Annotated in this window: 24 protein-coding genes and 1 pseudogene; 13 read left to right on the top strand and 12 right to left on the bottom strand. The window is 71.7% G+C overall.

From position 1 onward, the window contains the following. Window positions 1–7 precede the first annotated feature (7 nt). On the bottom strand, window positions 8–709 hold the full coding sequence (locus tag MA875_RS07175) for a GntR family transcriptional regulator (RefSeq protein ID WP_248241453.1): 702 nt from the start codon (window positions 707–709) through the stop codon (window positions 8–10). Beyond that, a complete protein-coding gene (locus tag MA875_RS07170) occupies window positions 691–2,190 on the bottom strand; it encodes a fumarylacetoacetate hydrolase family protein (protein ID WP_248241452.1) in 1,500 nt (499 codons plus the stop codon). The genes MA875_RS07175 and MA875_RS07170 overlap by 19 nt, the downstream gene beginning before the upstream one ends. Before the next feature lie 117 nt (window positions 2,191–2,307). Between MA875_RS07170 and MA875_RS07165 the strand changes: the two genes are divergently transcribed. Then, window positions 2,308–3,690, top strand: a complete 1,383-nt coding sequence (locus MA875_RS07165) for an MFS transporter (RefSeq protein ID WP_248241451.1) — start codon at window positions 2,308–2,310, stop codon at window positions 3,688–3,690. Between the two features lie 67 nt (window positions 3,691–3,757). Here MA875_RS07165 and gdhA read toward each other — a convergent pair whose 3' ends face one another. After that, a complete protein-coding gene (gene gdhA / locus MA875_RS07160; protein ID WP_248241450.1) occupies window positions 3,758–5,104 on the bottom strand; it encodes an NADP-specific glutamate dehydrogenase in 1,347 nt (448 codons plus the stop codon). A 95-nt stretch (window positions 5,105–5,199) separates the two neighbouring features. Here gdhA and MA875_RS07155 point away from each other — a divergent pair. The 5 genes and pseudogenes from MA875_RS07155 to MA875_RS07135 all read left to right on the top strand — a co-directional run. Continuing rightward, window positions 5,200–5,684: pseudogene (locus MA875_RS07155) on the top strand (GMC family oxidoreductase N-terminal domain-containing protein); the annotation flags it as partial. A 22-nt stretch (window positions 5,685–5,706) separates the two neighbouring features. Continuing rightward, window positions 5,707–5,934 (top strand): RNA-binding S4 domain-containing protein, encoded by a 228-nt coding sequence (locus MA875_RS07150; protein WP_248241449.1) that lies wholly within the window; start codon window positions 5,707–5,709, stop codon window positions 5,932–5,934. Window positions 5,935–6,000: 66 nt separating this feature from the next. Then, window positions 6,001–7,215: an FAD-binding domain-containing protein gene (locus tag MA875_RS07145; RefSeq protein ID WP_248241448.1), complete on the top strand. Its 1,215-nt coding sequence runs from the start codon at window positions 6,001–6,003 to the stop codon at window positions 7,213–7,215. Then, window positions 7,212–8,099, top strand: coding sequence for a DUF2207 domain-containing protein (locus MA875_RS07140; protein ID WP_248241447.1), 888 nt, complete (start codon window positions 7,212–7,214; stop codon window positions 8,097–8,099). The genes MA875_RS07145 and MA875_RS07140 overlap by 4 nt, the downstream gene beginning before the upstream one ends. Before the next feature lie 9 nt (window positions 8,100–8,108). Next, entirely contained in the window at window positions 8,109–8,975 is an 867-nt protein-coding gene (locus tag MA875_RS07135; RefSeq protein ID WP_308221509.1) for an aldo/keto reductase, read from the top strand. Window positions 8,976–9,015: 40 nt separating this feature from the next. Here the strand turns inward: MA875_RS07135 and MA875_RS07130 are convergent, their stop codons facing one another. Further along, on the bottom strand, window positions 9,016–9,906 hold the full coding sequence (locus tag MA875_RS07130; protein WP_282448800.1) for an SDR family oxidoreductase: 891 nt from the start codon (window positions 9,904–9,906) through the stop codon (window positions 9,016–9,018). Between the two features lie 137 nt (window positions 9,907–10,043). On the opposite strand from MA875_RS07130, the gene MA875_RS07125 reads away from it, so the two are divergent. Next, window positions 10,044–11,855: a glycoside hydrolase family 15 protein gene (locus MA875_RS07125; protein ID WP_248241446.1), complete on the top strand. Its 1,812-nt coding sequence runs from the start codon at window positions 10,044–10,046 to the stop codon at window positions 11,853–11,855. Between the two features lie 14 nt (window positions 11,856–11,869). Here MA875_RS07125 and MA875_RS07120 read toward each other — a convergent pair whose 3' ends face one another. From MA875_RS07120 to MA875_RS07095, 6 genes are all read right to left on the bottom strand, one after another. Continuing rightward, entirely contained in the window at window positions 11,870–13,423 is a 1,554-nt protein-coding gene (locus tag MA875_RS07120) for a GMC oxidoreductase (protein WP_248241444.1), read from the bottom strand. After that, window positions 13,420–14,793, bottom strand: coding sequence for an alpha/beta fold hydrolase (locus MA875_RS07115; protein ID WP_248241443.1), 1,374 nt, complete (start codon window positions 14,791–14,793; stop codon window positions 13,420–13,422). The genes MA875_RS07120 and MA875_RS07115 overlap by 4 nt, the downstream gene beginning before the upstream one ends. Continuing rightward, entirely contained in the window at window positions 14,790–15,689 is a 900-nt protein-coding gene (locus MA875_RS07110) for an SDR family oxidoreductase (protein ID WP_248241442.1), read from the bottom strand. The genes MA875_RS07115 and MA875_RS07110 overlap by 4 nt, the downstream gene beginning before the upstream one ends. Window positions 15,690–15,750: 61 nt before the next feature. Further along, window positions 15,751–17,052 carry a glycosyltransferase family 2 protein gene (locus tag MA875_RS07105; RefSeq protein ID WP_248241441.1) on the bottom strand — a complete coding sequence of 434 codons (1,302 nt, stop codon included), beginning with the start codon at window positions 17,050–17,052 and terminating at the stop codon, window positions 15,751–15,753. Beyond that, window positions 17,049–18,020, bottom strand: coding sequence for a hypothetical protein (locus tag MA875_RS07100; RefSeq protein ID WP_248241439.1), 972 nt, complete (start codon window positions 18,018–18,020; stop codon window positions 17,049–17,051). Before MA875_RS07100 ends, MA875_RS07105 begins: the two co-directional genes overlap by 4 nt. A gap of 124 nt (window positions 18,021–18,144) precedes the next feature. Continuing rightward, window positions 18,145–19,074 (bottom strand): WcbI family polysaccharide biosynthesis putative acetyltransferase, encoded by a 930-nt coding sequence (locus MA875_RS07095; protein WP_248241437.1) that lies wholly within the window; start codon window positions 19,072–19,074, stop codon window positions 18,145–18,147. A 146-nt stretch (window positions 19,075–19,220) separates the two neighbouring features. Here MA875_RS07095 and MA875_RS07090 point away from each other — a divergent pair, with 146 nt between their 5' ends. From MA875_RS07090 to MA875_RS07075, 4 genes are read left to right on the top strand one after another with little or no spacing between them, the layout of a single operon-like run. Next, the gene (locus tag MA875_RS07090) at window positions 19,221–20,309 is read left to right on the top strand and encodes a glycosyltransferase (protein ID WP_248241436.1); all 1,089 of its coding nucleotides are present in this window, start codon (window positions 19,221–19,223) and stop codon (window positions 20,307–20,309) included. Then, window positions 20,306–21,460 carry a glycosyltransferase gene (locus MA875_RS07085; protein ID WP_248241434.1) on the top strand — a complete coding sequence of 385 codons (1,155 nt, stop codon included), beginning with the start codon at window positions 20,306–20,308 and terminating at the stop codon, window positions 21,458–21,460. The genes MA875_RS07090 and MA875_RS07085 overlap by 4 nt, the downstream gene beginning before the upstream one ends. After that, window positions 21,457–22,479 carry a glycosyltransferase gene (locus tag MA875_RS17755; RefSeq protein WP_248241433.1) on the top strand — a complete coding sequence of 341 codons (1,023 nt, stop codon included), beginning with the start codon at window positions 21,457–21,459 and terminating at the stop codon, window positions 22,477–22,479. Before MA875_RS07085 ends, MA875_RS17755 begins: the two co-directional genes overlap by 4 nt. Beyond that, window positions 22,476–23,300 (top strand): glycosyltransferase family 2 protein, encoded by an 825-nt coding sequence (locus MA875_RS07075; protein ID WP_248241431.1) that lies wholly within the window; start codon window positions 22,476–22,478, stop codon window positions 23,298–23,300. The genes MA875_RS17755 and MA875_RS07075 overlap by 4 nt, the downstream gene beginning before the upstream one ends. Before the next feature lie 21 nt (window positions 23,301–23,321). On the opposite strand, the gene MA875_RS07070 is transcribed toward MA875_RS07075, so the two are convergent. After that, window positions 23,322–23,591 (bottom strand): hypothetical protein, encoded by a 270-nt coding sequence (locus tag MA875_RS07070; protein WP_124292477.1) that lies wholly within the window; start codon window positions 23,589–23,591, stop codon window positions 23,322–23,324. Window positions 23,592–23,652: 61 nt separating this feature from the next. Here MA875_RS07070 and MA875_RS07065 point away from each other — a divergent pair, with 61 nt between their 5' ends. Continuing rightward, complete coding sequence (locus MA875_RS07065) at window positions 23,653–24,129, top strand: GNAT family N-acetyltransferase (protein WP_248241429.1); 477 nt, start codon at window positions 23,653–23,655, stop codon at window positions 24,127–24,129. Window positions 24,130–24,295: 166 nt separating this feature from the next. Beyond that, on the top strand, window positions 24,296–24,523 hold the full coding sequence (locus MA875_RS07060) for a thiamine pyrophosphate-binding protein (protein ID WP_308221508.1): 228 nt from the start codon (window positions 24,296–24,298) through the stop codon (window positions 24,521–24,523). A 12-nt stretch (window positions 24,524–24,535) separates the two neighbouring features. Here the strand turns inward: MA875_RS07060 and MA875_RS07055 are convergent, their stop codons facing one another. Beyond that, complete coding sequence (locus MA875_RS07055) at window positions 24,536–25,084, bottom strand: gluconokinase (RefSeq protein ID WP_248241427.1); 549 nt, start codon at window positions 25,082–25,084, stop codon at window positions 24,536–24,538. Window positions 25,085–25,111: the final 27 nt, after the last annotated feature.

The following is a 25,111-nucleotide window of genomic DNA, read 5'->3' as shown; positions in this document are numbered from 1 at the left end:
GGGAGGGTCAGAAGGCTGGGAGGCCGAGGGTCTCGTCGGGGTGTTCGTGGATCATGTAGGCGTCGAGGGTGGCCGAGCGGTGGCGCCGGGCGGCCTTCTCGATCTCGCCGAGCGGCGCGCTCGTCTCGATGAGCCGGAGGATGTTCTCGTGCTCCTGCACCGACTCCTGCGCACGCCCGGGCACGAAGCTGAAGGTCGAGTCGCGGAGGTGCCCGAGACGCCCCCACTCGGATTCGACCAGCTCGAGCATCCGGGGGTTCGCGCATTTGCCGTAGAGCGTGGCGTGGAATTCCTGGTTCAGCCGGGTGAACGAGCGCGGATCGAAATCGGCGAGCGAGGCGATCATCCGCTCATTGATGTCTCGGGCGTGACGGATGTCGTCGACGGTGAGGCGGCGTGCGGCGAGAGCTGTCGCCGTCCCTTCCAGGATGGACAGGGCCTGCATGCTGTAGCGGTACTGCGTGTCATCGACCATCGAGACCCGGGCGCCGACGTTGCGCTCGAAGGTCACCAGGCCCTCCGCCTCGAGCTGGCGGATCGCCTCGCGCACGGGCACGACGCTCATGTCGAGCTCGGCGGCGATGGTGCCGAGCACCAATCGGTAGCCGGGGGTGAACTCCTGCGAGGCGATGCGCTCCTTCACCCAGTGATAGGCGCGCTGCGATTTGCTCAGGCTCGCCGCCGGCGCGGTCACTTCTCCGCTCGCCATGCGCGGTACCGTTCCTTCCCCTCGCCGGTGAGGGGGAAAAGCCCTTCGACCGGATGCCCCTGGGCGACCTGATCGGCGATCCAGCCGTCTTCGATCTCCTGCTCCAGGGCCGCGTCGACGACCTCGTCGGCCAGCGCCGGCGGGATCACGATGACACCGTCCGCGTCGCCGACGAGGATGTCGCCGGGCTGGACGGTGGTTCCACCGCAGGCGATGGTGAGGTCGGCGTCCCAGGGCACGTGGCGGCGTCCGAGTACGGCGGGGTGAGCCCCCGCCGTGTACACCGGGATGCCGACGGCGGTGACGGCGTCGATGTCGCGCACGCCGCCGTCGGTGACGATGCCGGCCGCGCCGCGTGCATGGGCCCTAATCGCCAGGATGTCACCGAGCGTTCCCGACCCGGCCTCGCCTCGTGCCTCGATGACGAGCACCTCGCCGTCGCCGACGGCGTCGAACGCCCGCTTCTGGGCGTTGTACCCGCCGCCGTGGCTGTCGAAGAGGTCTTCCCGGTTCGGGACGAAGCGCAGGGTGCGGGCGAGCCCGACGAGCTTCTTCCCGGGGTGGAGGGGACGGACACCGTCGATCGTGACGTTGTTCAGGCCTCGCTTGCGCAGCTGCTGAGAAAGGCCGGCGACCGGGGCGCGCTCGAGCTTGGCGCGCAGCTCAGGTGCCAGTCCGAGCGGCGTGTCAGCGGGAAGTCCCGCAGCCTCGCGCGAGCCCCAGGCCTCGGCTCGCTGCAGGTCGTCGACGGCGGGGAGGGAGCCGATACCGGCGTCGAACCCGTCCTTGCCTTGGACGACCGTCGTGCGCAGTCGGCCGGACGACGGGGCGCCGAGCGCGTTCGGGACATCTACCTCGACCTCGACGACGTCTCCGGGAACGACGACCGATGACCCCGCCGGCGTGCCGGTGAGGATGACGTCGCCGCGCTCGAGGGTCATGTGTTGAGACAGGTCGGCGACGAGCTGGGTGAGGGGGAAGATCATCCCGGCCGTGGTGTCGGTCTGCGCCGGTTCGCCGTTCACCCAGGCGCGCACGCGGATGCCGGCCGGATCGACGTCGCGCGCGTCGATGAGCCGGGGACCGAGCGGGGTGTACCCGTCGCGGCCCTTGGAGCGGACGTTCGAACCCTTGTCGTTCGCGCGGAGGTCGTAGAGGCCGAAATCGTTGGAGGCGGTGACCCAGCCGACGTGCGACCAGGCCTCATCGACGCCGACGCGGCGGCAATCGCTGCCGATGACGAGCGCGACTTCGGCCTCGAAGGCCAGCAGTTCGGTGCCGGCGGGGCGCTCGATGGTGTCGCCCGACACCGAGACGGAGCTCGAGGGCTTCAGGAAATAGGACGGAGCGGCGGGGCGGCGACCGCGCTGGTCGGCACGCGAGGCGTAGCTGAGGTGGATCGCCACGATCTTCCCCGGGCGCTGGGGGAGCGCGGCGAATCGCCGATCAGCGGCATCCGTCACTGCGGTGTGTACAGTCATGAGCTCCCTTGCCTCCGCACTTGCGGCATATTCTAAATCGTATATTATCGACACCGCGCCGGCAAGCAAAGAGAACTGCATCGCCGGAGACAACGTCGTCACGAGGAGTCAGAGAAGATGAGCGAGACATCGCAACGGGGATTCACTCCCACCGGCACCATCAGCAGCCCGAAGGATCGCCGTCGCGTGGTGTTCGCCACGGTCGTCGGCACCACCGTCGAGTGGTACGACTTCTTCATCTACGCCTCGGCTGCCGGGCTCGTCTTCGGTCAGCTCTTCTTCGCGCCGGCGGGCGAGGGCTTCGCGCAGATCCTGGCGTTCCTGACGGTCGGAATCAGCTTCCTCTTCCGCCCGCTGGGCGCCTTCCTCGCCGGCCACCTGGGCGACAAGTACGGCCGCCGGCTCGTCCTCATGCTGACCCTGATCCTCATGGGCGTCGCGACGACCCTGGTGGGACTCCTCCCGACGTACGCGGCGATCGGGATCGCCGCGCCGATCCTGCTTCTGTTCCTTCGGATCCTGCAGGGCATCTCGGCGGGCGGCGAGTGGGGCGGGGCGGTTCTCATGGCCGTCGAGCACGCGCCCAGGTCCAAGCGCGGCCTGTTCGGGGCGTCGCCGCAGATCGGTGTTCCGCTCGGCCTCCTCCTGGCCTCCGGGATCATGGGCCTCATGGCCGTGCTCGCCCCGGGCGAGGCGTTCCTGGAGTGGGGCTGGCGGGTGCCGTTCCTCCTCTCGGTGGTGCTGATCCTCGTCGGCTACTACATCCGACGCCGCGTCGAGGAGAGCCCGGTCTTCACCGAGCTCGCCGAGCGCAAAGAGCAGACCCGCATGCCGATCGTGCAGCTCTTCCGCCGTCACGCGCTCCTCGTCATCATCGCGGCGCTCGTCTTCGCCGGCAACAACGCCGTCGGCTACATGACGACCGGCGGCTACATCCAGCGGTACGCCACAGACCCGGAGGGTGCCGTGGGTCTCTCGACCGCCGACGTGCTCGGCGCGGTCACCCTGTCGGCCGTATCGTGGCTCGTCTTCACCTGGATCGCGGGGTGGCTGTCGGACCGCATCGGGCGGCGGACCACCTACCTCGCCGGTTGGATCCTGCAGCTCGTAGGCGTCTTCCTCCTCTTCCCGCTCGTCAACACCGCGAACATCGTGCTCCTCACGGTCGGGCTCGTCGTCCTCACGATTGGCCTCGGCTTCACCTACGGGCCGCAGGCGGCGCTGTACTCCGAGCTCTTCCCCGCGTCGATCCGATTCTCAGGCGTCTCGATCTCCTACGCGATCGGCGCGATCCTCGGTGGCGCTTTCGCCCCGACGATCGCCCAGGCCATCGTGCAGTCCACGGGGTCGACCGCCGGGGTGACCTGGTATCTCGCGGGGATGACCGTCCTCGGACTCGTGGCGACGCTGCTCCTGCGCGACCGCAGCGGCATCCCGCTCGGACCCGACCACGAGGACGAGCAGGCGAAGAGCCCGATCTACGGGCTGTCGAAGGCCTGAGTCCCGCTCGAGAGAAGGGCTCGTCGGCGACGCCTCCGACGAGCCCTTCTCCCGTCGACGGACCGGCTCAGATCACGCCGAGCGCCAGCATCGCGTCGGCGACGCGGATGAAACCGGCGATGTTGGCCCCCGCGACGTAGTCGCCCGGCGTGCCGTAGCGGTCGGCGGTCTCGAGGCAGCGGTCGTGGATCGAGCTCATGATCACGGCCAGCCGTTCCTCCGTGTGCTCGAAGGTCCATGAGTCGCGCGAGGCGTTCTGCTGCATCTCGAGGGCGCTGGTGGCGACCCCTCCGGCGTTGACGGCCTTCCCCGGGGCGAAGCTCACGCCGGCTTCGCGCAGGGCTCGGATCGCCCCCGGGGTGGTGGGCATGTTGGCGCCCTCGGCGACGATCCGGCATCCGCTGCGGATGAGTGCGGTCGCGCCCGGCTCATCGAGCTCGTTCTGCGTCGCGCAGGGGAGGGCGATGTCGCTCGGCACATCCCAGATCGATCCGCCGGCGACGAACCGCGCGGATGTCCGCACGGTGGCGTACTCCTCGATGCGACCGCGCCGATCGTTCTTGATCTCCTTCACGAGCGAGAGGTCGACGCCGTCCTCGTCGACGATGTAGCCGCCGGAGTCGGAGCAGGCGATCACCCGCCCGCCGAGCTGGTGGATCTTCTCGATCGCGTAGATCGCGACGTTTCCCGAGCCCGAGACGATGACCCGCTTCCCCTCGAACGAGTCGCCGGCCGCGCGGAGCATCTCGTCGACGAAGAAGACCGTCCCGTATCCGGTGGCCTCGGTGCGCACCCTCGAACCGCCCCAGGTGAGTCCCTTGCCGGTAAAGGTGCCCGACTCGTAGCGATTCGTGATGCGCTTGTACTGGCCGAACATGTAGCCGATCTCACGACCGCCGACGCCGATGTCGCCGGCCGGAACGTCGGTGTACTCGCCGAGGTGGCGATAGAGCTCCAGCATGAACGACTGGCAGAACCTCATCACCTCCGCCTCGCTGCGGCCCTTCGGGTCGAAGTCGCTGCCGCCCTTGGCGCCACCAATCGGCAGGCCCGTCAGGGAGTTCTTGAAGATCTGCTCGAACCCGAGGAACTTCACGATCCCGAGGTACACCGATGGGTGGAAGCGCAGGCCCCCCTTGTAGGGGCCGAGCGCTGAGTTGAACTCGACGCGGAACCCACGGTTCAGCTGCACGCGTCCGGAGTCATCGGTCCAGGGAACCCGGAAGATGATCTGTCGCTCCGGCTCGCACAGACGGCGGATGATCTCCGCGTCGGCGTATTCGGGGTGCTGCTCGACGACGGGGCTCAGACTCTCGAGCACCTCGCGCACAGCCTGGTGGAACTCCGTCTCGCCGGGATTGCGGTTCATGACCTCGTCGAAGACGGGCGTCAGTTGCTCGTGCAGCAGGGGCATCATTTGACGTTACTGCCTGGGCGGGGGTGGCTGAGCACGGATGACGCCCGCACGTCAACCGCTAGGCCGGCGGACAAGGGTGACCACCACGGCCACGACGCGCCGACGGCACGCGCGCCTCCTCGTCGGTGTCGTACCTGCACCCGATCCTGGAGCAGGAAAACCTCACCGTCCTCACCGACGTTCACGTCCCTGAGCTCGAGTTCGACGGCGACCGTTGCGTCGGCGTCCAGTACGTCGGCAATGCCTTCGGGCGGCCTGACCGCATCGCCGCCACGCGAGGATAATCGTCTCGGCGGGGGCGATCAACACCCCGCAGCCGCTGCTGCTGTAGGCATCGGCCCGCGCGAGCACCTCGAAGCGCACGGCATCCCCGTCCGCGTGGACGCCCCCGGTGTCGGAGCGAACCTCCAGGACCACCCCGAGGGCATCGTCGAGTGAGGTCTCCTGCCTCACCCCGAACGTCACGCACGCCCGCTCCCGCGGCACGGTGCGGTTGCGCTCGCGCGACTATCGCGACAAGCCGATGGTCGACCCGCGCTACTTCACCGACCCCGAGGGGCACGACATGCGCGTCATCGCCGACCGGCTAGCATTCGAGGATGCCGGATGCGACCCCGATCACCGACGTCTCGATCGGCGGCGACAGCATCCGCCTCGGGCAGTTCCTGAAGTTCGCCGGCGTTCTCGACTCCGGCGGTGACGTCAAAGAGGCGATCATCGACGGATTCGTCACCGTCAACGGCGAGGTGGATCGTCGTCGCGGCCGCCAGCTCCAGCTCGGCGATGTCGTGGCCTTTGAGGGACGGCGGGTGCGCGTCTGCGCCTGACGCAGGTGAGCCCCCGGCATCCGTCCGGCGACCCGCACCCCCTCCGCCGCGACCCATAATTGCGGCATGTTCCCTCCGACCCGCGCGGCGGGTCTCGAAGCCCTGGCGGACTTCGTGCCCCGCGCCGGAGCCGCCTACGCACGACAGCGCAATGTCGACACCGGTCCTCCGCGCACCAACGTGTCGTCGCTGTCACCGTACATCCGGCACCGGCTCGTGACCGAGCGCGAGGTCGTGGCGGCGGTACTCGGGCAGCACAGCCTGCCGGCGGCCGAGAAGTTCGTGCAGGAGGTCATGTGGCGCACCTACTGGAAGGGGTGGCTCGAGCAGAACCCCGAGGTGTGGCGGCGGTACCGGCGTGACGTCGCCGAGCTCATCGACGCCGGCGGCGCCGACACCCCGGAGTACCGCGATGCGATAGCCGGGCGCACGGGGATCGACGCGATGGACGCCTGGGCCCGTGAGCTCGTCGAGACCGGGTATCTCCACAATCACGCGCGCATGTGGTTCGCGAGCATCTGGATCTTCACGCTGCGCCTGCCCTGGCAGCTCGGGGCCGACTTCTTCTACCGACACCTGCTCGACGGGGATGCCGCATCGAACACGCTGTCCTGGCGGTGGGTCGCCGGGCTCCAGACGAAGGGGAAGACCTATCTCGCCACCGCGTCGAACATCGTCCGGTACACCGACGGCCGCTTCCACCCGCGGGGCCTTGCGACCGAGGCGTCGGCTCGGACCGAAGAGCCGCTGCCCGCGCCGTCGCCGATTCCCGATGCCGAGCCCGGTCCCTCGGGCGTGCGACGAGGTCTTCTCCTCCACGAGGAAGACCTGGCCTTGGCGAGTCTTCGCCGCGAGCACCGCTGGCTCGACGACGGCCGCGTCGTCGCGGTGGCGGGAGGGGCTGACCCCGACAGTCGGTCGCCGAGGGGTGTCTCCGAGGAGGTTCGGCGGTTCACCGCCGGCGCCGTCTCCGATGGTCTTGAACGAGCTCGAGAGGCGGGCGACGCTCAGGCGCTCGACGCCGTATCGCCCGCGTCTGTCGTCGAGTGGGCGGCAACCCGCAATCTCGATACGGTCGTCGTCCCGTACGCCCCCGTCGGTCCGGTGGCCGATCGGATGACCGCGCTTCGCACGGCCCTCCACGACCGGGGCATCGCCCTCTCGACGACCCGCCGGGAGTGGGACAGCGTCGCCTGGCCGCACGCTCGCCGGGGATTCTTCCCCTTCCGCACGCAGATCCTGCGGCTGCTGTCGCAGCAGAGGATTCCGGGATCACCGTGAGGACATCTCGCGCGCTCCTCGGTGCGGTGACGGCTGCCGTGGCGATCGCGCTCCTGATCGGCAGTCCGGCCTCGGCGGCGATCTCGATCGATGGTGACGACGTGATCATCGACAGCTTGACGGCCGACTATACGCTCGGTCGCGGGGCGGGCGTGGTGAGCGCGCTCACGGCGGCCGAGACCTACGTCGTCCGTTTTGCCGAGCCTGTTCAGACCGGCGGCGTGGGGCGACAGGTCGTCGAGTCCGCGAACGGGACGCCGCGGCATCCGCGCCTCATCTCGATCACCGAACCCGACGGAGCCGAGTGGCCGAGCGAGGTCGAGAGCGCCGACGGTGTCTACACGATGACGGCTGTTGCGCCCGACGGACTGCGGGGCAGGCAGTCCTTCGTCTTCACCTACACCGTCGACGGCGTCGTGTCCGTCGGTGACGACCGCGGCCCGCAGGAGTTCGTCTGGGCGGTCAACGGCAGTGATGGCTCACCGACGATCGGAGAGGTGCGTGCGACGCTCCGAGTGCCGGCCGACCTCGTCCCGACGCTCACCGGCGCGTCGCGCTGCCTCATCGGCCCCGAGGGAGCGGCGGGTCCCTGCGACCTCGAGCTGACCCCGGGTCAGCTCGGGGCGGTGATGGTGGAGGCGTCGGCGCGCGATCTGTCCGCAGACGAGACGATGACGCTGGTGGTGGAGTTCGCACCCGGCACCTTCGCCGCGACCGAGGAAGACGGCGGAACCTGGCTCTGGTGGGTGGCCGCGTCCACGGGAGCGGGGGCACTGGCTGTCGCATACGCTGTGCTCCGCCGACGGAGGAACCACGTCGACGACCCGCACCATCGATCGGTCTCGCCGACGATGCCCTCGAAACCGGTCGGGCGCGACTCGTAACATAGGCGTGTGTCTGGTTCTGGCGATGGGGCTGCGGGCATCGATCGAGTCGAGGTGCACGACCCGACGGTGCCGCTCAATGACGGGCACTGGATGCCGCGGGTCGGCCTGGGCGTCTACAAGATGACCGACGACGAGGCCGCCGCCGCCGTCGAGGTCGCCCTGGCGGCCGGTTACCGCGGCATCGACACCGCCGCGATGTACGAGAACGAGGCGGGTGTGGCCGCCGGGCTCGCCGCCAGCGGCCTGCCGCGCAGCGAGGTGTTCCTCGCCACGAAGGTGCGCTTCGAGGACAACGGGTACGACTCCACTCTGCGAGCGTTCGACGAGAGTCTCGATCAGCTCGGGACCGACTACGTCGACCTCTACCTCATCCACTGGCCGGCTCCCCTGCGCGACCGGTACGTGGATGCGTGGCGCGCGCTGATCCGTCTGCGTGAGGAGGGGCGGGCCCGCTCGATCGGGGTGTGCAACTTCCACCCCGAGCACCTCGACCGCATCATCGCCGAGACGGGGGTCATCCCCGCGGTGCATCAGGTCGAGCTGCACCCCCGGTTCCCCCAGCATCGCGTCCGCGCCTACGACGCGAACCTCGGCATCATCACGCAGGCGTGGTCGCCCCTCGCGCGGGGGCGACTGCTCGACGAACCGGCGCTCGGGAGGATTGCGGGCAAGTACGGGGTGACCCCGGCCCAGGTCGTGCTGCGGTGGCACCTGGAGAACGACGTCACCGTCATCCCGAAGTCGGTTCATCCCGAGCGCATCCGTCAGAACCACGATCTGTTCGGTTTCTCCCTCACGGCCTCGGATCACCGCGTGATCGCCGACCTCGAAACCGGTGAGCGCACCGGCGTCGACCCGAACGACCGCAACTGATCGGGTCGACACCGTGCTGCCGGTCACACCACGCGTGACGTCAGTGCACCGGCATCCCGCCCGTCACGGCGATGGTCTCGCCGACGACGTAGCTGGACTCCTGCGAGGCGAGGAAGACGAACGCCGGAGCGAGTTCGACGGGCTGGCCCGCCCGACCCATCGGGGTCTGCGAGCCGAACTCCTCGATCTTCTCGTTGGGTACGAACGCCGGCTGCAGCGGCGTCCAGATGGGCCCGGGCGCCACGCCGTTCACCCGGATGCCGCGCTCGATCAGCTGCTGCGACAGGGCGCGCGTCCAGTTCGCGATTCCGGCCTTGGACACAGCGTACTCGGCGAGCGACGGCGAGGGCTGGAAGCCCTGGACGCTCGAGGTCGTGATGATCGACGCGCCCGGCTTCAGGTGCGGCGAGGCGGCCTTGGTGAGCCAGAACAGGGGGTAGATGTTGGCCTTGACGACGTGATCGAGCGTCTTGGTCTCGAAGTCGTCGATGCTGTCGACGGTCGGCATCGTCCCGGCGTTGATGACAAGGATGTCGAGTCCGCCGAGCCCCTCGACGGCCTTCTCGACGACCTCGACGTTGGTCTGCTCCTCCTGCAGATCACCCGGCAGCAGCACCGCGACCCGGCCCTCCTTCTCGATGAGGGCGGCCACCTCCTCGGCCTGCGCCTGCTCCTCGGCGAGGTAGCTGAGGGCGACGTCGGCGCCCTCGCGGGCGAAGGCGATCGCGACGGCGCGGCCGATGCCCGAGTCGGCGCCGGTGACGAGGGCCTTCCGGCCGGGCAGCCGCCCGAAGCCGACGTAGGTCGTCTCGCCGTGGTCGGGCGCGGGGTCCATCTTGTGGATGTCGCCGGGCGCGCTCTGCTGCTGCGGCGGGAAGGGCGGGCGCGGGAACTGGGTCGTGGGGTCCTGAGGGGTGTACATGTTCGCCATGCCCGCCACGCTAGGCCGGACGACGGATGCCGCGGCCCGGGGTTGCGCCGACGGCGAGAGCGCGATACGGCGCTACCCTTCGGCGCCGGTTGGCGCAACCCTGCGCCGAAGTGCGGCACGCTTCGTAGCCTGAACGCGTGACCCCGGCATCCCCCTCGCACAGCGACCTGCGCGATTACGCGCCCATCGGCGACGGACGCACGATCGCGCTCGTGGGCCTGCGGGGGCAGATCGACTGGCTGCCGCTGCCCAACCTCGACTCGCCGCCCGTGTTCGCGCGGATCCTCGACGACGCGACCGGCGGGTGCATCGAGCTCGAACCGGTCGGCGAATACACCGTCCGCCGTCGCTACATCGCCCGCACCAACGTGCTGCAGACGACCTTTACGACGCCGACGGGCCGCGCCCGCATCACCGACGCGCTGGTGACCGGCGTGGCGGGGCGTCTGCCGTGGGCCGAACTCGCTCGTCGCGTCGAGGGCGTGGAGGGCGAGGTCGAATTCCAGTGGGCGGTGCAGCCCGGGTCGCGACTGCAGACGGCGGCGCCGTGGATCGAACAGCACGAGGGTGCCGCGGTGCTCCGCGTCGGGGGGACCTCACTCGCCGTGGTCGGCAGCGCGCACGGTCCCGACGATCCCGACCCCGATGGGGTCAGCGGTCCGCTCCTGCGCGGAACGTTCACCACGGCGGGCGATTCGCGGCATCTTCTCGTCATCGTCGCCACCGGCGGCGAACCCCTCCACCTCCCGGTTCCCGAGAACGTCGACCGCAGCGTCGATCGCACCATCGACGGCTGGCGGGTGTGGTCGCGGGAGTTCTCCTACGAGGGCCCCTGGCAGGACGCCGTGCAGCGCAGCGCCCTGGCACTGAAGCTCCTCGTCTACTCGCCCACCGGTGCCATCGCCGCGGCGGCGACCACCTCGCTCCCCGAGAACCCGCGGGGCGGGAAGAACTGGGACTACCGCTTCGCCTGGGTGCGCGACCTCGCCTACACCGCCCACGCCCTGGTGCGCTTCGGCCTGCGGGAGGAGACGCACGCGGCGATCTCGTGGCTGCTGCGCACCATCCGCGAGAACGGACCCGACCTGCACGTGCTGTACTCCCTGCAGGGTGAGGTCACCGCAGGGGTGGAGGAGTTCGACGTCGACGGCTGGAAGGGCATCGGCCCCGTGGTCTCGGGCAACCCCGCCCGCGATCAGCTTCAGCTGGGGGTCTACGGGGACCTCTTCGCGATCTGCCGGACCTACGTCGATGCGGGCAACATCCTGGATGTCGCGACCGGGCGCATGCTCGCCGACATGGCCGATCGCACCTGCGACCTGTGGCGGAACCCCGACTCGGGGATGTGGGAGCTCCCGGAGATCCGGCACTACACCTCGTCGAAGATGGGGTGCTGGCAGGCGCTGAACGACGCCGCGTGGCTCGCCGAGCGCGGCTCGATACCCGGCAACGCCGATCGGTGGCGCGCCGAGCGCGAGCGCATCCGGCAGTGGGTGGCCGAGTTCGGCTGGTCGGACGACGCCGGCAGCTACGTGATGTACCCGGGGTCGACCGATCTTGACACCTCCGTGCTCCTGCACGCCGAGAGCGGCTTCGACCGGGGCGATCGGATGTCGGCGACGATCGACGCGCTCACCGCGGCGCTCGGCGCCGGCGACGGTCTGCTCTACCGGTACACCGGGATGGCGGCCGAGGAGCACACCTTCGTCGCGTCGGCCTTCTGGCGGGCGGGCGCCCTGGCGTGCGTCGGACGGCACGATGAGGCGCTGGCCGCGATGGATGCGCTGGTCGACGCGGCCAACGACGTGGGGATCTACGCCGAGATGATCTCCGCCGACGACGGCGCGTTCTGGGGCAACCTGCCCCAGGCGCTCAGCCACCTCGCGCTCGTGAGCGCCGCGCTGACCATCCGCCAGCTCGTGCCGGACGACGAGCTCGAGGGGCACTGACCGCGCGTTCGCGCTCAGGCGGCGCGGGAGCGCAGCATCCGGTCGGCGGTCCGCAGCGACAGCGCCATCTGCGCCAGGCACGGATTGGCCGCCAGGGCGCTGGGGTAGGTGGAGTTGTCGCACACCCAGAGATTCGGGATGTCATGGCTGCGGCCCTCGGCATCCACGACGCCGTCCGCGGGATTGTCGCTCATCCGGCAGGTGCCGAGCGTGTGCGCTGAGCGTGCGAGCACCCGGATGTCGCGGGCCCCGATCGCCTCGAGGATGCCAGTGAGCGTCCGCGTCGCGTGATCGTCGATGGCTTTCTCGTTGCGGCCCGGGGTGAAGGTGACCTCGGCGCGGGGCACGCCGAACTCGTCCTTCTCATCCGAGAGCACCAGTCGGTTCTGGTCGGCGGGCAGGCACTCGGCGTTGATGCCGATCCCGACGGAGTATCGCCAGACATCGAGGGCGTCCATGAGCTCCCGGCCCCACAGGTCGCCGCCGCGCACGAGCATCGTGGCGTGGGTGACCGGCATCACCGCGAGGCTCTGGATGAGGTAGCCGCCGGCGAAGTCGGCGTCGGCGGGGCGCACGAAGTCCTCGCTGATGAGCGCCGACGGGTAGCCGCGGTAGCCGCGGACCTGGGCGTCGACGCGACCCCATGCCTGCAGGGCGCCGTGCGCCAGGAAGTTGCGCCCGACCATGCCGCTGGAGTTGGCAAGCCCCGTGTGCAGGAGCAGGCGCGGGGTCTCGATCCCGCCTGCGGCGAGGACGAGGGCGGCGCAGCGCTGACGTACCTCGCGCCCGTCCCGGGTGTAGACGACGGCACGGACCCGCCCGGCCTCGTCGAGCTCGATGCCGTGCACGAGGCTGTCCGGACGGATCTCGGCCCCGGCGGCGACCGCCGCGGGGAGGTAGGTGTTCGCCGTCGTCGCCTTGGCGTCGCTGCGATCCCCCTGGTGGATGCTGCCGAGGTTGAGGTTCCTCGACCGACGGCCGTAGTGCGGCTGATCGTGGTCGCGGGTGAGGATGGCCGCGGGAGCGGTGGCGGTGCGGATCCCCGTCTTCTCCGCGCCGACGGCGACGAGATCGGCCGGGGCGTTCCGTTCGACGGCGGGCCAGTGGTACGTCCGCCCCGGGTCCCACGGGTACGGCGTCGGACCCGAGACGCCGACGGTGCGCTCGACCTCCTCGATGTAGGCGGTGAGCTCGTCGGGATCGATCGGCCAGTCCGCACCCACGCCGAACTCGGTGCGAAGGGCGAGGTCTCGCGCATCGGGCCGCGGACTGAACGCCCCCCAGTGCAGGGTCCCGCCCCCGACACCGCGGCCGCTGTTGTTCGGCCCGAACGCGGTGGGGGCCTCGCCGCCGCTGATCCGCTCCGCCATCCAGTTGACTCGCCGCCCCTCGACCTCGTCGGGGATCAGCTGCTCGGGGTCGAGGTTCGGACCCGCCTCGAGGGCGACGACGCGCAGGCCGTTGCCCGCCAGGCGGGCGAGGAGAGGGCCGCCCCCGGCGCCGGTGCCCACGACGACGACGTCGACGATCTCGTCGGTGGGGTAGGTGCGCATGTCGGTGAGGTTCATTCGTCTTCTTCCGCTGCAACGGTGCCGAGGGTGTCGGGCTCCCAGGCGGCGCGGCGGTCGGCGCGGAGCTCGGAGAAGCCGGGGTCTGGGGAGTCGATCGCGGTGATGAAGCCGTCGAATCCGAGCCGGGCGGAGGTCGCGGGATGCGACACCCACGCCTGTGCGAGGTCGGCGCGGACGTCCTCGAACCACCGCTGCGTCGTCTCGTCGTCCCACGGCGAGCCCGCGAAGCCCGCCCCGGCGATGATGTCGGCGATGAGGTGATCCTGGCTCGTGGTGTCGCCGGGCCAGGCGCCGGCGAGGGCATCGAGTCCGAGCCGGTAGGCCTCGGCGTCGTGGGGGAGGCCCGGTGGCCGCCAGCCGTCGCCCCGGCCGGCGGCGAGTTCGCGGTCGACGACCCGCGCGAGGTCGAACCGGTCATCGGGGCCGCGCGGCATGAGACGCGCCGCGACCGCCGCGAGGAGGACGAGCTGGGCGCGGGAGAGTGCCTGCGGTTCGGCGTCGGGGTCGTCGGCGAGATGGCGGCGGGCGAGGATGCCGCGGGTCTCGGCATCGGTCCGCTCGGAGGCGATGACACGGCCCCAGCTGTCGGGAACGCGGGTCGATCCCGTCGAGATGGCGGCCCACAGTCCTTCGATCGCCGCGGCGACCTCGGCGGGGCGCTCGAACAGGAGCAGATGGCCGGCGCCGGGCAACGACATGATCGTCGCGTTCGGCAGGGTGCGGGCGACGAGGCCTTGCTGAGCGTCGGCGCCGAGGTCGGCATCCTCCTCGCCCGCGACGACGACCGCGGGGACGGCGGCGATGTCGAGGCCGCCGCTGACGTCTTCGCGGCTGCCCGTGTGGAGCCAGCGACGCCAGGCGCGCGGCGACATCGCCTGCACCTGGGCGATCGCCGCCCCCTCATCGGACGGATCCAGCGATGCCCCGACGTTGTCGGCGACGAATCGGCGCGCGTGAGCCTCGGAGATCGGCCCGGCGGCCGCCCACGACAGCATCTCCTCGCGCTTGTCGTCGGACATCGGCTCCGGTGTGGCAGGAGAGGGCGCGAGCAGCACCAGGCCCGCCAGGCCGAACAGGGGCGCATCCCCACGGAGGACGCGGTCGGCGACGACGGCGGCGACCTTGCCTCCCATGCTGTGGCCGCACAGGAGCCACGGCCCCCCGGTCGCACTCTGCGCGATCGCCGCGATCACGGCATCGGCGAGGGCGGAGACGCCGTCGCCGTCGGCATCCGGAGCCCCGCCGTGGCCGGGAAGGTCGACACCGACGACCGCGAGGGCGGGGGAAAGATGTGCGGCGAGGGGTGCGACGGCCTCGGCCGAGAGCCCGAGCCCGGGCAGCACGTAGACCGTGCCCTCGACTTTCACGGGGTGATCATCCCGCCGTTGACGTTGAGCGTGGCACCGGAGACGTAGCTCGACTCCGATGAGGCGAGGAAGACGTACGCCGGGGCGAGCTCGGCCGGCTGGCCGGAGCGCTGGTAGGTGTTCTCGTCGTCGAAGGCCTTCATCTGCTCGTCCGACACGCCGTCCGAGACCTGCAGGGCCGTCCAGACCGGGCCGGGCGCGACGACGTTCACGCGGATGCCGCGCTCGGCGAGCTGGACGGCGAGGCCCTTGGACAGGTTGTTGATCGCCGCCTTCGTCGAGGCGTAGTCGAGCCGGTCGGGTGCGGGCTTGTACGCCTCGAGGGAGGCGGTGTTGATGATGCTCGAGCCCGCGGGAAGGTGGGCGAGGGCGGCCTTGGTCAGCCAGAAGGGTGCGAACACGTTGGTGCGGAAGGTGAGCTCGAACTGTTCGTCGCTGAGGTCCTCCACCCTCTCCACAGCGATCTGGCGTCCGGCGTTGTTGACGAGGATGTCGAGGCCGCCGAGCGCCTCGACCGCCTCGTCGATGACGGCGCGGCAGCGGGCGGCGTCGGAGATGTCGGCGACGATCGCGTGGCCTCGCGTCCCGGCATCCGCGATCTGGTCCAGGATGTGCGCGGCATCCTCGGCCTCGCCCGGGAGGTGCACGATCGCGACATCCGCGCCCTCACGCGCGAACGCGATGGCCACGGCGCCGCCGATGCCCGAATCGCCGCCGGTGATGAGCGCCTTCCGGCCGGCGAGGCGCCCGGTGCCGCGGTAGGTCTTCTCCCCGAGGTCGGGGACCGGCTGCATCCGTGCCTGCACACCCGGTTCGGGCTGGTGCTGCAGCGGCGGCTCGACGCGGGCATAGCGCGTCACGGGGTTGTCGAACGTGTACTGGTCCCGAGTGCTCATGCGGTCACGATAGGTGGCGGATCTGCCGGAAAGTCGGGGTTGCGTGAACGCCGCTTTTGGGTCACTGGAAGGAGCCCGGGCCGCCCCAGCCGCCGACCCACGCCTCGATCCGCGGTTCATCGCCCACCGCCGACACGCCGGAGGCGACGACGGATGCCACGCGGAACCCGGCCTCGGTGCCCCACCGGTGCGCGCGTCTTGTCGCGCGGCGGGAGCGCAGCACCCCGAGGGGGGATCCCGCCGGGTCGGTCAGGTGCACGGTGCCGACCTCGCCCGCAGCGAGCCGGTCGACGACGTCGACGATCCACGCGGGGTCGGTGATGACGACGGCGCGCTCGAGGTGCAGCACGACCCTCGCATCGGGCACGTCGCCCGAGATCACGCGGGGGTCTGCGAGCGGGGGATCGACGCCATCCCCGAGCACCACGCGCGCCTGGGGGAACGCGGCCAGCACCGAGTCGACGGTGAGGAAGAGCGCCGCCGCCGACGGGGAGGCGGACAGGTGGACCGCGATGTCGGGTGCGGTCGGCAGCAGGCCGCGCGGGGCTGACCCGCGCACCGGGATGTCGCGTGCGAGTCGCAGGGACTGCGCGTTGGCGCGCGCGGTGTCCGACCCGTCGCGGGCCGACCATTCCGGACCGTCGTGCCAGGCGACCGCGTCGGGCACATGGGCGAAGACCGCCCCGGCCTGCCAGGCGCGGTGGGCGAACTCCCAGTCCTCGCCGCCGTAGGCGGTGAACGACTCGTCGAAGCCGCCGACCTCGTCGTAGAGCCGCCGCGAGCACGCCAGGACGGCTCCGATGACGAAGCGGTACGACCGATCGTCCGCGTCGCGGAGGTTGCCGCTGTGCGCGTAGGCATCTCGCAGCCACGCGGGGTCGGTGAGCTCCCGGCCCGCGGTCGCCGCCGGCAGGGGCGCATCGGGCGGGAGTCCGGCGAAGTCGGCGTGGCGGCGCCGGCCGACGGTCACCGCCTCGGCGAGGAGGGCCGGCAACCGGGTGAGCGCCCGCAGGTACCCCGGCTCGGGCGCGGTGTCGGCGTCGAGGAAGCACAGCACGTCGCCCGTGCTCGCGCGCACCCCGAGGTTGCGGACGGCGGAGAGCCGGAACCCGCGGTCATCCTGCCTCACCAGACCCACCCCCGGCGGGGTCCGGACCTCGCTGGGGCTGCCGTCGTCGGCGACGATGACCTCGACGAGCTCGGTCGGGTAGTCCTGTGCCGCGAGGGCGTGGAGGGTGCGGGCGAGTTCAGCGGGCTGGTCGAAGTGGGCGACGATCACCGAGACCCGGGGGAGCGGGTCGGGAACGACGCCGTCCAGGGTGTCCCAGGCGTTTCCGACGACCCACGGCTCGCGAGCGGTCATCCGATCTCCTCCCACCACGACAGGTAGGCCTCGGCCACGTCGCGGATCGAGAACGGCACACGGTCCAGGCCGTGCCAGGTCGAGGCCGGCGTCGCGGCTGCGCGGCGGATCTCAGCCGCGAGATCGGCGGGCTCGACCGGGCTCAGCGTGCCGGGGCGCAGCCGCGCCATCTCGTCGACGTAGCGGTTGCGTTCGGTGACGGGGCGACGGCCCCACCCGATCCACGTCGCGAGCGATCCCGACGCCGACACGTGCCGGTGCGCCACCACCGGCACCGCGACGCTCCGCCCGCGCGCGGCGAGATCGTCGTCGTCGAGCCACCCCGTCACCTCGACGTCGAGGCCGAGCGCCTCGGCGCGACCGACGAAGGCCTCGAGGTCGGCGGCATGGCCGTCGGACGCCCGGCCGAGCACGGTCATCCGCGCGAGCCCGGCTGCGGCCGCCGCCCGGGCGACCTCGTCGTGTCCCTTCCCGGGGTAGAAGAAGCCGAGCACCCCGACCGCGCCGTCCGACGCGTGCGGCGTGACGTCCGCATCGATGTCGACGGGGAGCGGGATGCTGCGCACCGACCGCGGGGCGATGTCGGCCTCCTGCAGCAGGGCGAGCTCGTGGTCGCTGTTGACCGCGACCGCGCGCGCCGTGGCGGCGACGGCGGCATACGCGGCCCGGCGCCGGGGGAGGTTCCGCGGGCCGTCCGACGGTTGGGGCACGTCGTGCAGGGTGACCGTGACGGGGCGCCGCGCGGCGAGCGCGACGAAGCGCTCGGCGGCCGCCTCGGGGGTGTCGGCCCACAGCCGGTCGGTGAACTGCACGTGCACGGGGCTTCCCGCGAGAAGGTCGGGCTCATCGGCCGCGTCGACGGTGAGGATGCCGGTTCGCCGCGCGGCGACGGCCTCGGCGACCTGGCGCCCGTACGCGGCCACCCCGTGGTCGCCCGGGTGCACGACGAGGACCGGCGCGCCGCTCACGCGCACCCCCCTGCCCGCCCGCCCGGCTGCCCGCCTGTCCGCCCGGCTGCCCGCGAGAGTGCGACGGCGCGCCGAGAATGCGGCGAGACCCCGCACCCTCGGCGCCCAGATGCACTCTCGCGGTTCATCGGTGCTGCCAGCGCGAGAGGAGGGGAGCCAGGCGCGTGAGGGCGGCGTCAACGAAGGCGGGGTGGGCGGCGTACCAGCGGCGGTGGGCGTCGCGCACCTCCGCATCGTCGACCGCGCGACCCTCGACCAGCCAGTGCGCGCGCGGCTCCTCCGGCAGCGACCACGCCTCGATGACCTCGGGGGCCAGGGGACTTCGCACCGAGGCCAGGAGCGGGCGCTCCGGGTCGGTCACCTCGCCCGCCAGGCCGAGGGCGTCGATCACCCGGGCGCCGAGCGGCATCCAGATGGCGTTGCCCGGGTGATTGACCGTCCGGGCGTGGTCGGTGGTGGGGGCTGCGTAGAGGTCGGACACCGGCACGTCGATGTGCTGCTCGCGGGTACGGAGCTCGTCGAGCGAGTCGCGGGCGATGTCGCGGACGTCCTCGGGTCGAAGAGCGGACCGAGCGGGAACTCCGGCTGCCTCCGCAAGCGTGCGGACATCGTGGTACGCCACGATCGGGGGGTCCTCCTCCGCGCCCGGCACGCGGATCGCGGCCTGGAAGGGCTGCAGCCCCGAGAAGCGGACGGAGGGCACGGTCAGCACGGCGCCCGACGTCGCCGACGAGAGCTGAGCGGTGCCGAGCGGGAGGCCGCGGTAGTCGGCGCGGATGGGCTGGGTGACGACCACGGCCGCGCCGGCGACGAGGACCTGCAGCCGCCCCGCCTCCTCGGCGGTTATCTCGTGCACCGGCGGCACCCGGACGAATCGCCGATCCGGGGCATCCAGCACGATCCGCAGGGATTCCGCCTGGCAGTTGCCGACCACGACCCCGTAGCGGTCGGGCAGCGGGGTGAGGCCGAAGAACTCCCCGTAGTGCTCACGGCGCTGTACCACCGAAGCGTCTTCCAGCGCAACGGCGGCGAGCACATTCGGAGCACCGTTCATGATGTGAACGTATCTCGTCGATCACGTCGCGCTCCTCTCGCCCCCTTGCATTGCGACGTCTTCGTAAGTCTGGTATCGCGAAGCGTTCCACGGGCAGAGGGAGAGTAGACATAACCACCGACACCCCGCGCATCCGCGTCGCATCCGTGCCGTCTGCACATCCCTACGTCCAAGCCGTCATCGATCGGCGGCTGGTCGACCTGGCGCCCGATCCCCCCGTGCCCGGTGCCACGGACGGCCGCTGGTGGCCTCCCGTCGCGCTCACGCCGCCGTGGATCGATGACAACGCGGCCCGGCTCGACGTGCTGCACGTGCATTTCGGGTTGGAGTCGTCCGCCCCCGACGATCTCGCCGCCGCGCTCGCCGTCGCGCGCGAGCGCGGACTCGCGGTCGTGTACACGGTGCACGACCTCGACAATCCCCAGCTCACCGATCAGGCCCCCTACCTGGCGCTGCTGGACGTGATCATCCCCGCAGCCGACCGGCTGGTCACCCTCACCGCCGACGCGGCCTCCGAGGTCGAGCGCCGGTGGGGCCGCACCTGCGAGGTGCTGCCGCACCCCCTCCTCACGGCCGACTCGGGCGAGAGCGGTGTCTCCGCTCCGATCGACCCCACCCCGCGTCGCGTCGGTCTGCACCTCCGCGACCTCCGCCCCAACATCGACGCCGCCGCTGCCGTGGCGGTGGCGGTCGCGGCCGCGGAACTGCTGACGACCGCGGGAACCCCCGTCCTCTTCGACATCCTGTTGAATGAGCGGGTGCGCGACGCCGACCTCGCCGCGCGACTCCAGACGATCGCGGCGTCGCACCCGTCGGTGCAACTGCGGCGCACACCCCGGATGACGGATGCCGCGGTCGAGGCGTGGCTCGCCGGGCTCGACCTCTTCGTCCTGCCCTACCGGCACGGTACCCATTCGGGCTGGGTCGAACTCTGCTTCGATCTGGGTGTCCCCGTGGCCGGCACCCCGGTGGGTCACGTCGCGGCGCAGCATCCGTCGTCTTTCGCCACCCTCGATCTCGACGATCCGTCGACGCTCGTCGATGCCGTGCAGCGGGCCAGGGCCGCCCGACAGGCGGCCGACCGACCCCCGGTCCGACGGGAGCGGCGCCGCGCCCGGATGAGGGAACGAGATGAGGTGCGGGCCGCCCACGCGGCGCTGTATCGCGAGGCGATGGAGGACGCGCGCGCCCGGCGGGCAGGGGAACTCCTGCGGGTGGGGGAGGGACGCCGATGAGCGCGGTCGAACGGCTCCGGGTGCTCGTGGTCGCCCCCGAGCGGCACGCGCTCCGCCAGCCCCACGCGGGCGGGCTCGAGGCGGTGGTGTGGAATCGGGTGCGATGGCTCCGCCGGCAGGGCCACACGGTCTTCCTGTGCGCGGCGGACGGATCGGACTTCCTCGGACCGCGGCCCGAGCTGCGACTTCCCCGTCCGCGGTGGGGCCGGCCCCAGGACGCCTCCGACAGCACCAGTCCCGACGGCCACGACCGCCGGATGGCAGGGGCTTTCGAGCGGCTGCGCGATCTCCTGGACGCCCGGATGCTGCCGGTCGACGTCGTCGACAACCACAGCCTCCACGGCGATCCGATCCTGTGGAGCCGGGACCTCGGACTGCCGGTGGTGACGACGCTTCACACGCCGCCGCTTCCCGGAATGGTGCGCGCGGCGCGCATGCTCCCGGGGCGCGCGCCGCACCGGTTCCTCGCGGTGAGCCAGTTCACGGCGCGGGCGTGGTCGGATGCCGGGGTCGACTCGTTCGTCTTCCCCAACGGCGTCGATGCCGACCAGTGGCACCTGGGCGCGGGGGGACCGGGGTGGGTGTGGTTCGGGCGGATCGTTCCCGAGAAGGCTCCGCACCTCGCGATCCGCGCGGCGCAGCGGGCCGGGGCGCGCCTGCGCATCGCGGGCAGGATCGGCGACGCCGCGTACTTCGCGCGGGAGGTCGAGCCCCTGCTCGGCGGGCGGATCGAGTACCTCGGGCCGCTCGGCCTCCCCGCGCTGAGCGATGTGATCGGTGCGTCGGCCGTGGCGCTGGTGACCCCGGTGTGGGACGAGCCGTTCGGCCTCGTCGCCGCCGAGGCGCTCATGACCGGCACGCCCGTCGCGGCGTTCGACGCGGGCGGCATCGGCGAGGTGCTCGCGGGCATGCCCGCCACGACGGTGGTGCCAACAGGTGACGTCGGCGCGCTTGGTCGCGCCGCCGCGGGTCTCGCCGCGCTCTCGCGCTGGGGTCTTCCGCGCGGTCGGATCCGGGATGCCGCCGAGGCGCGCTACTCGCTCGAGCAGCGTCACCGCGAGATCGAACGGGTGCTGTCGGTCGCCGCGAACGGGGCTGCCCTTCCCGCGCTGGTGACGGCGGATGCCGTGGGCTCGGCGGTCGGGGCGTGATCGGCTGGTACGTCCACCATCACGGATGGGGGCACGCCACGCGCGTCCGCGCGATCCTTCCCCACCTCGACGACGAGGTCACCGTGTTCTCCTCGCTGCCCGCGCCACCGGGGCTGCCCTCCCACGCGCGGTGGGAGACGCTTCCCCTCGACGCGGACGACATCGTCGACCCCCGTGGCGCGCGGCACTCCCCGCGCCACTTCGGCGACGAGACCGCCCGCGGCGCACTCCACTGGGCGCCCATCGCGCACCCCGGGCACCGAGCCCGCCTCGCCCTCATCGCCGACTGGGCCGCGACCACCGCGGTGTCGGCGTTCGTCGTCGACGTGAGCGCGGAGGTCACGGCGTTCGTGCGGCTGCTGGGGGTGCCGGTGGTGGTGGTCGCCCAGCCGGGCCTCCGGACCGACCGGCCGCACCGCATGGCCTACGAGATGGCCGACCGCATTCTCGCTCCGTGGGCGGAGGGCACCATCCCGGCTGCGGGACTCGACCACTTCCGCGATCGCGTCCGCCGCGTCGGTGGCGTGTCGCGCTACGACGGGAGTGATGCGGGTGACGGGCGCGGCGCGGGCGATGCAGCGGGGCGGCGGGTGCTGTTCCTCGGAAGGACACTGCCGGAATCCGTGCGACACCGCACGGCGACGCTGCTCGGCGAGGCGGGGTGGACGGTCGAGACGGCCGGAACCGGGGACGGTGACCGCATCGACGACGTGTGGCCGATGATCACCCGGGCGCGGGTCGTCGTCAGCGCGGCCGGACAGAACAGCGTCGCCGATCTCGCCGCAGCCAACGCGCGCGCCGTCGTCGTCCCGCAGGAGCGGCCCTTCGACGAACAGGAGGAGACGGCCCGCGTGCTCGCCGCCGGGAGATGGGCGGAGGTCGCGCCCTCGTCGGCCGAGGCCGACGAGGTCGCGGCCCTCGTCGAGCGTGCAGCGATGCGGACGCCGGACTGGCGCGGCTGGCAGGTGCGGGGAGCCGCGGAGCGTGCGGCGGCCGTCATCGAGGAGGTGCGGGTGTGACGGGGCGCGTCGCGGTCATCACCGCGTGGTCGCGGAACCGCGAGGATCACCTGCGCCGTCAGCGTGCGTTCCTCGAAGGCGTTCGCGCCCCGGGCGCCGAGGTGGTCCGGGTCGAGGTGGGACTCGACGCCGAAGTGGCGCCGGTTTCGCCGGGCATCGTCGGCGCGCACGTTCCGCCGGGGCACCACGGAGTCCGGGTCGGGGCGGCGCGGAACGAGGGGGCGCGCATCGCCCTCGCCGAGGGTGCCGACGCGCTGGTGTTCCTCGACGTCGACTGTCTGCCCGGACCGACGCTGCTCACCCGGTACCTCGAGGCTCTCCGCCGTCATCCGTCCGAGATCGCCTGCGGGCCGGTCACGTATCTCGCGAGTGCGCAGCGTCCGAGGAGCGTCGGCGAGCTCGACGCGATGACGCGGCCGCACCCCGCGCGGCCGAATCCGGCCGCGGGCGACACCCGATCCGCGGCGAGCGACGAATACGACCTCTTCTGGTCGCTCTCCTTCGCCGTCACCATAGAGACGTGGCGCCGACTCGACGGGTTCGACGAGGCCTACGAGGGCTACGGGGCGGAGGACACCGATTTCGCGCGCCGCGCCCGCGCTGCGGGGGTGGGGCTGCAGTGGGTCGGCGGCGCGCACGCGTACCACCAGTGGCATCCGGCGGGCGCGCCGCCCTGGCGTCACCTGGACGACATCCTGCGGAACGGCGCGCGGTTCGCCCGCACGTGGGGGGAATGGCCGATGCGGGGCTGGATCGACGCCTTCGTCGCCGCCGGCGCGGTCGAGCCGCACGGCGACGGCTTCCGCCGGGTCGCCGCCTGACGACTCAGCGTCGGTCGCAGGTCACCAGATGGTGCCGCCGCCGATCGAGATGCCGCCCCACGTGAGCAGGACGAAGATCGCCGCGAACACCACGGGGGCGATGCCCTTGCCGCTGCGCGCGAGGCCCTTCAGCAGGGCGATGACGACGAGGACCGCGGCGACGAGCGAAAGGCCTCCGCCGAGGATCAGCCCGATGAAGAGGGGGATCGGCATGAGGACGAGGCCGGCGAGCCCCACCCAGAAGGCGGCCCAGGCGGTGGGATTGCGGGTGCGTGCGGCGGCGTTGGACATGCCTCGATACTGTCAGAGCGGGACCGCCGATGCGCCGGGGTCCGTGACTCGAGGGGGAACGATGAGCGAAGAGCGGTGGCTGCCGGAGGACTTCGAGCACCCGGGTTCGGTGCCGCTCGTAGACGGCGTGCACCTGCGCCCGATCCGCGCGAGCGACGTCGACATCGACATGGTCACGGTGATGGCCAATCGCGACATGCTGTGGCGGATGTACGGCGACGCGTGGGGGTGGCCGCCCGCGTCGATGACGCACGAGGAGGACGAGGAGGATCTCGCCCACCACGCCGCCGACATGGAGGCCCACGCGTCGTTCAACTACGCGGTGCTCACCGATGACGAGACGAGGCTGCTCGGGTGCGTCTACATCGACCCGCTCCCCGCGGGGCCCGACGGGGCTGCCGCGGAGGTGTCGTGGTGGATCGCCGAGGACGCGCCCGACGCCTGGCGCGAGGCGCTCGACGCCTTCGTTCCCCGATGGATCTCGGAGGCGTGGCCGTTCGCCCACGTGAGCACCCCGTTCCAGTTGCCGCGTCCGTAACTCCTGCATTTCGGGCGGGGCAGGGCCTCCCCACCCGCCAGGGCGGGCCCGCGCCGGCGGCTTCTGCAGGAGTTCGGGACAGCGGCCCGCCCCGTCGAGTGTCGGAGGGCCATCGCCGCTAGCGTGTCACCGACGACTCCTCCCCGGGGTCGCGGATGGGGGCGGCGTGGCACTTCAGGCAGGAACGACGCCGGAAGGCGTGTACACCGTCGGCGACTACCTGCTCGATCGGCTCGCGGGCGCCGGTGTGCGGCACCTCTTCGGTGTCCCCGGCGATTTCACCCTCGCCTTCCTCGACCATGTCCAGTCCCACCCCGACATCGAGTGGGTCGGTTGCGCGAACGAACTGGGCGCCGGCTACGCCGCGGCCTCGGCGCCCGACCGGAGACGATGAGAGGGCGCCGAGTCAGGGGGTCGGCGTCTGCACCACCGACAGACGCCGCAGAGCAGCGATCGCGTCCCGGGTGACCTGCGCGGGGTCGCCCTCGACCGATACCGCGGCGCCGAGCTCATCGGCCTCGAGCGGCTCCAGCGTCTGCAGCTGCGACTCCAGGAGCGCGGGGGGCATGAAATGCCCCGCCCGGTGACGGAGGCGCTCCGCCACCCGGCCGCGCGTGCCCGTGAGATGGATGAAGGCGATGTCGGGGCGCTCGGCGCGCAGCGCGTCGCGGTACACGCGCTTCAGCGCCGAGCAGGCGATGACCGTGGCCGGATGGGCGGGGTCGGCCAGGCGTGCGGCGACGCGCGCGAGCCACGGCCACCGGTCGTCGTCGGTGAGGGGCTCACCCCGCGCCATCTTTTCGCGCGCCTCGTCCGAGTGCAGGTCGTCGGCGTCGACGAAGGGGACGTCGAGCGCTGCGGCGAGGGCGATTCCGACGGTCGTCTTCCCGGCGCCCGAAACGCCCATGACGACGATCGGGGAGTGAAGGGCGTAGGCACTCGACGACAGATCCATAGACTCGCCACCCTAGCGCGGCGGACC

The sequence above is a fragment of the Microbacterium kunmingense genome, assembly GCF_023155745.1.
GTDB classification, from domain to species: Bacteria; Actinomycetota; Actinomycetes; order Actinomycetales; family Microbacteriaceae; genus Microbacterium; species Microbacterium kunmingense.
The sequence above is the reverse complement of the archived record's forward strand: the minus strand, read 5'-3'. Positions and strand labels throughout refer to the sequence as shown.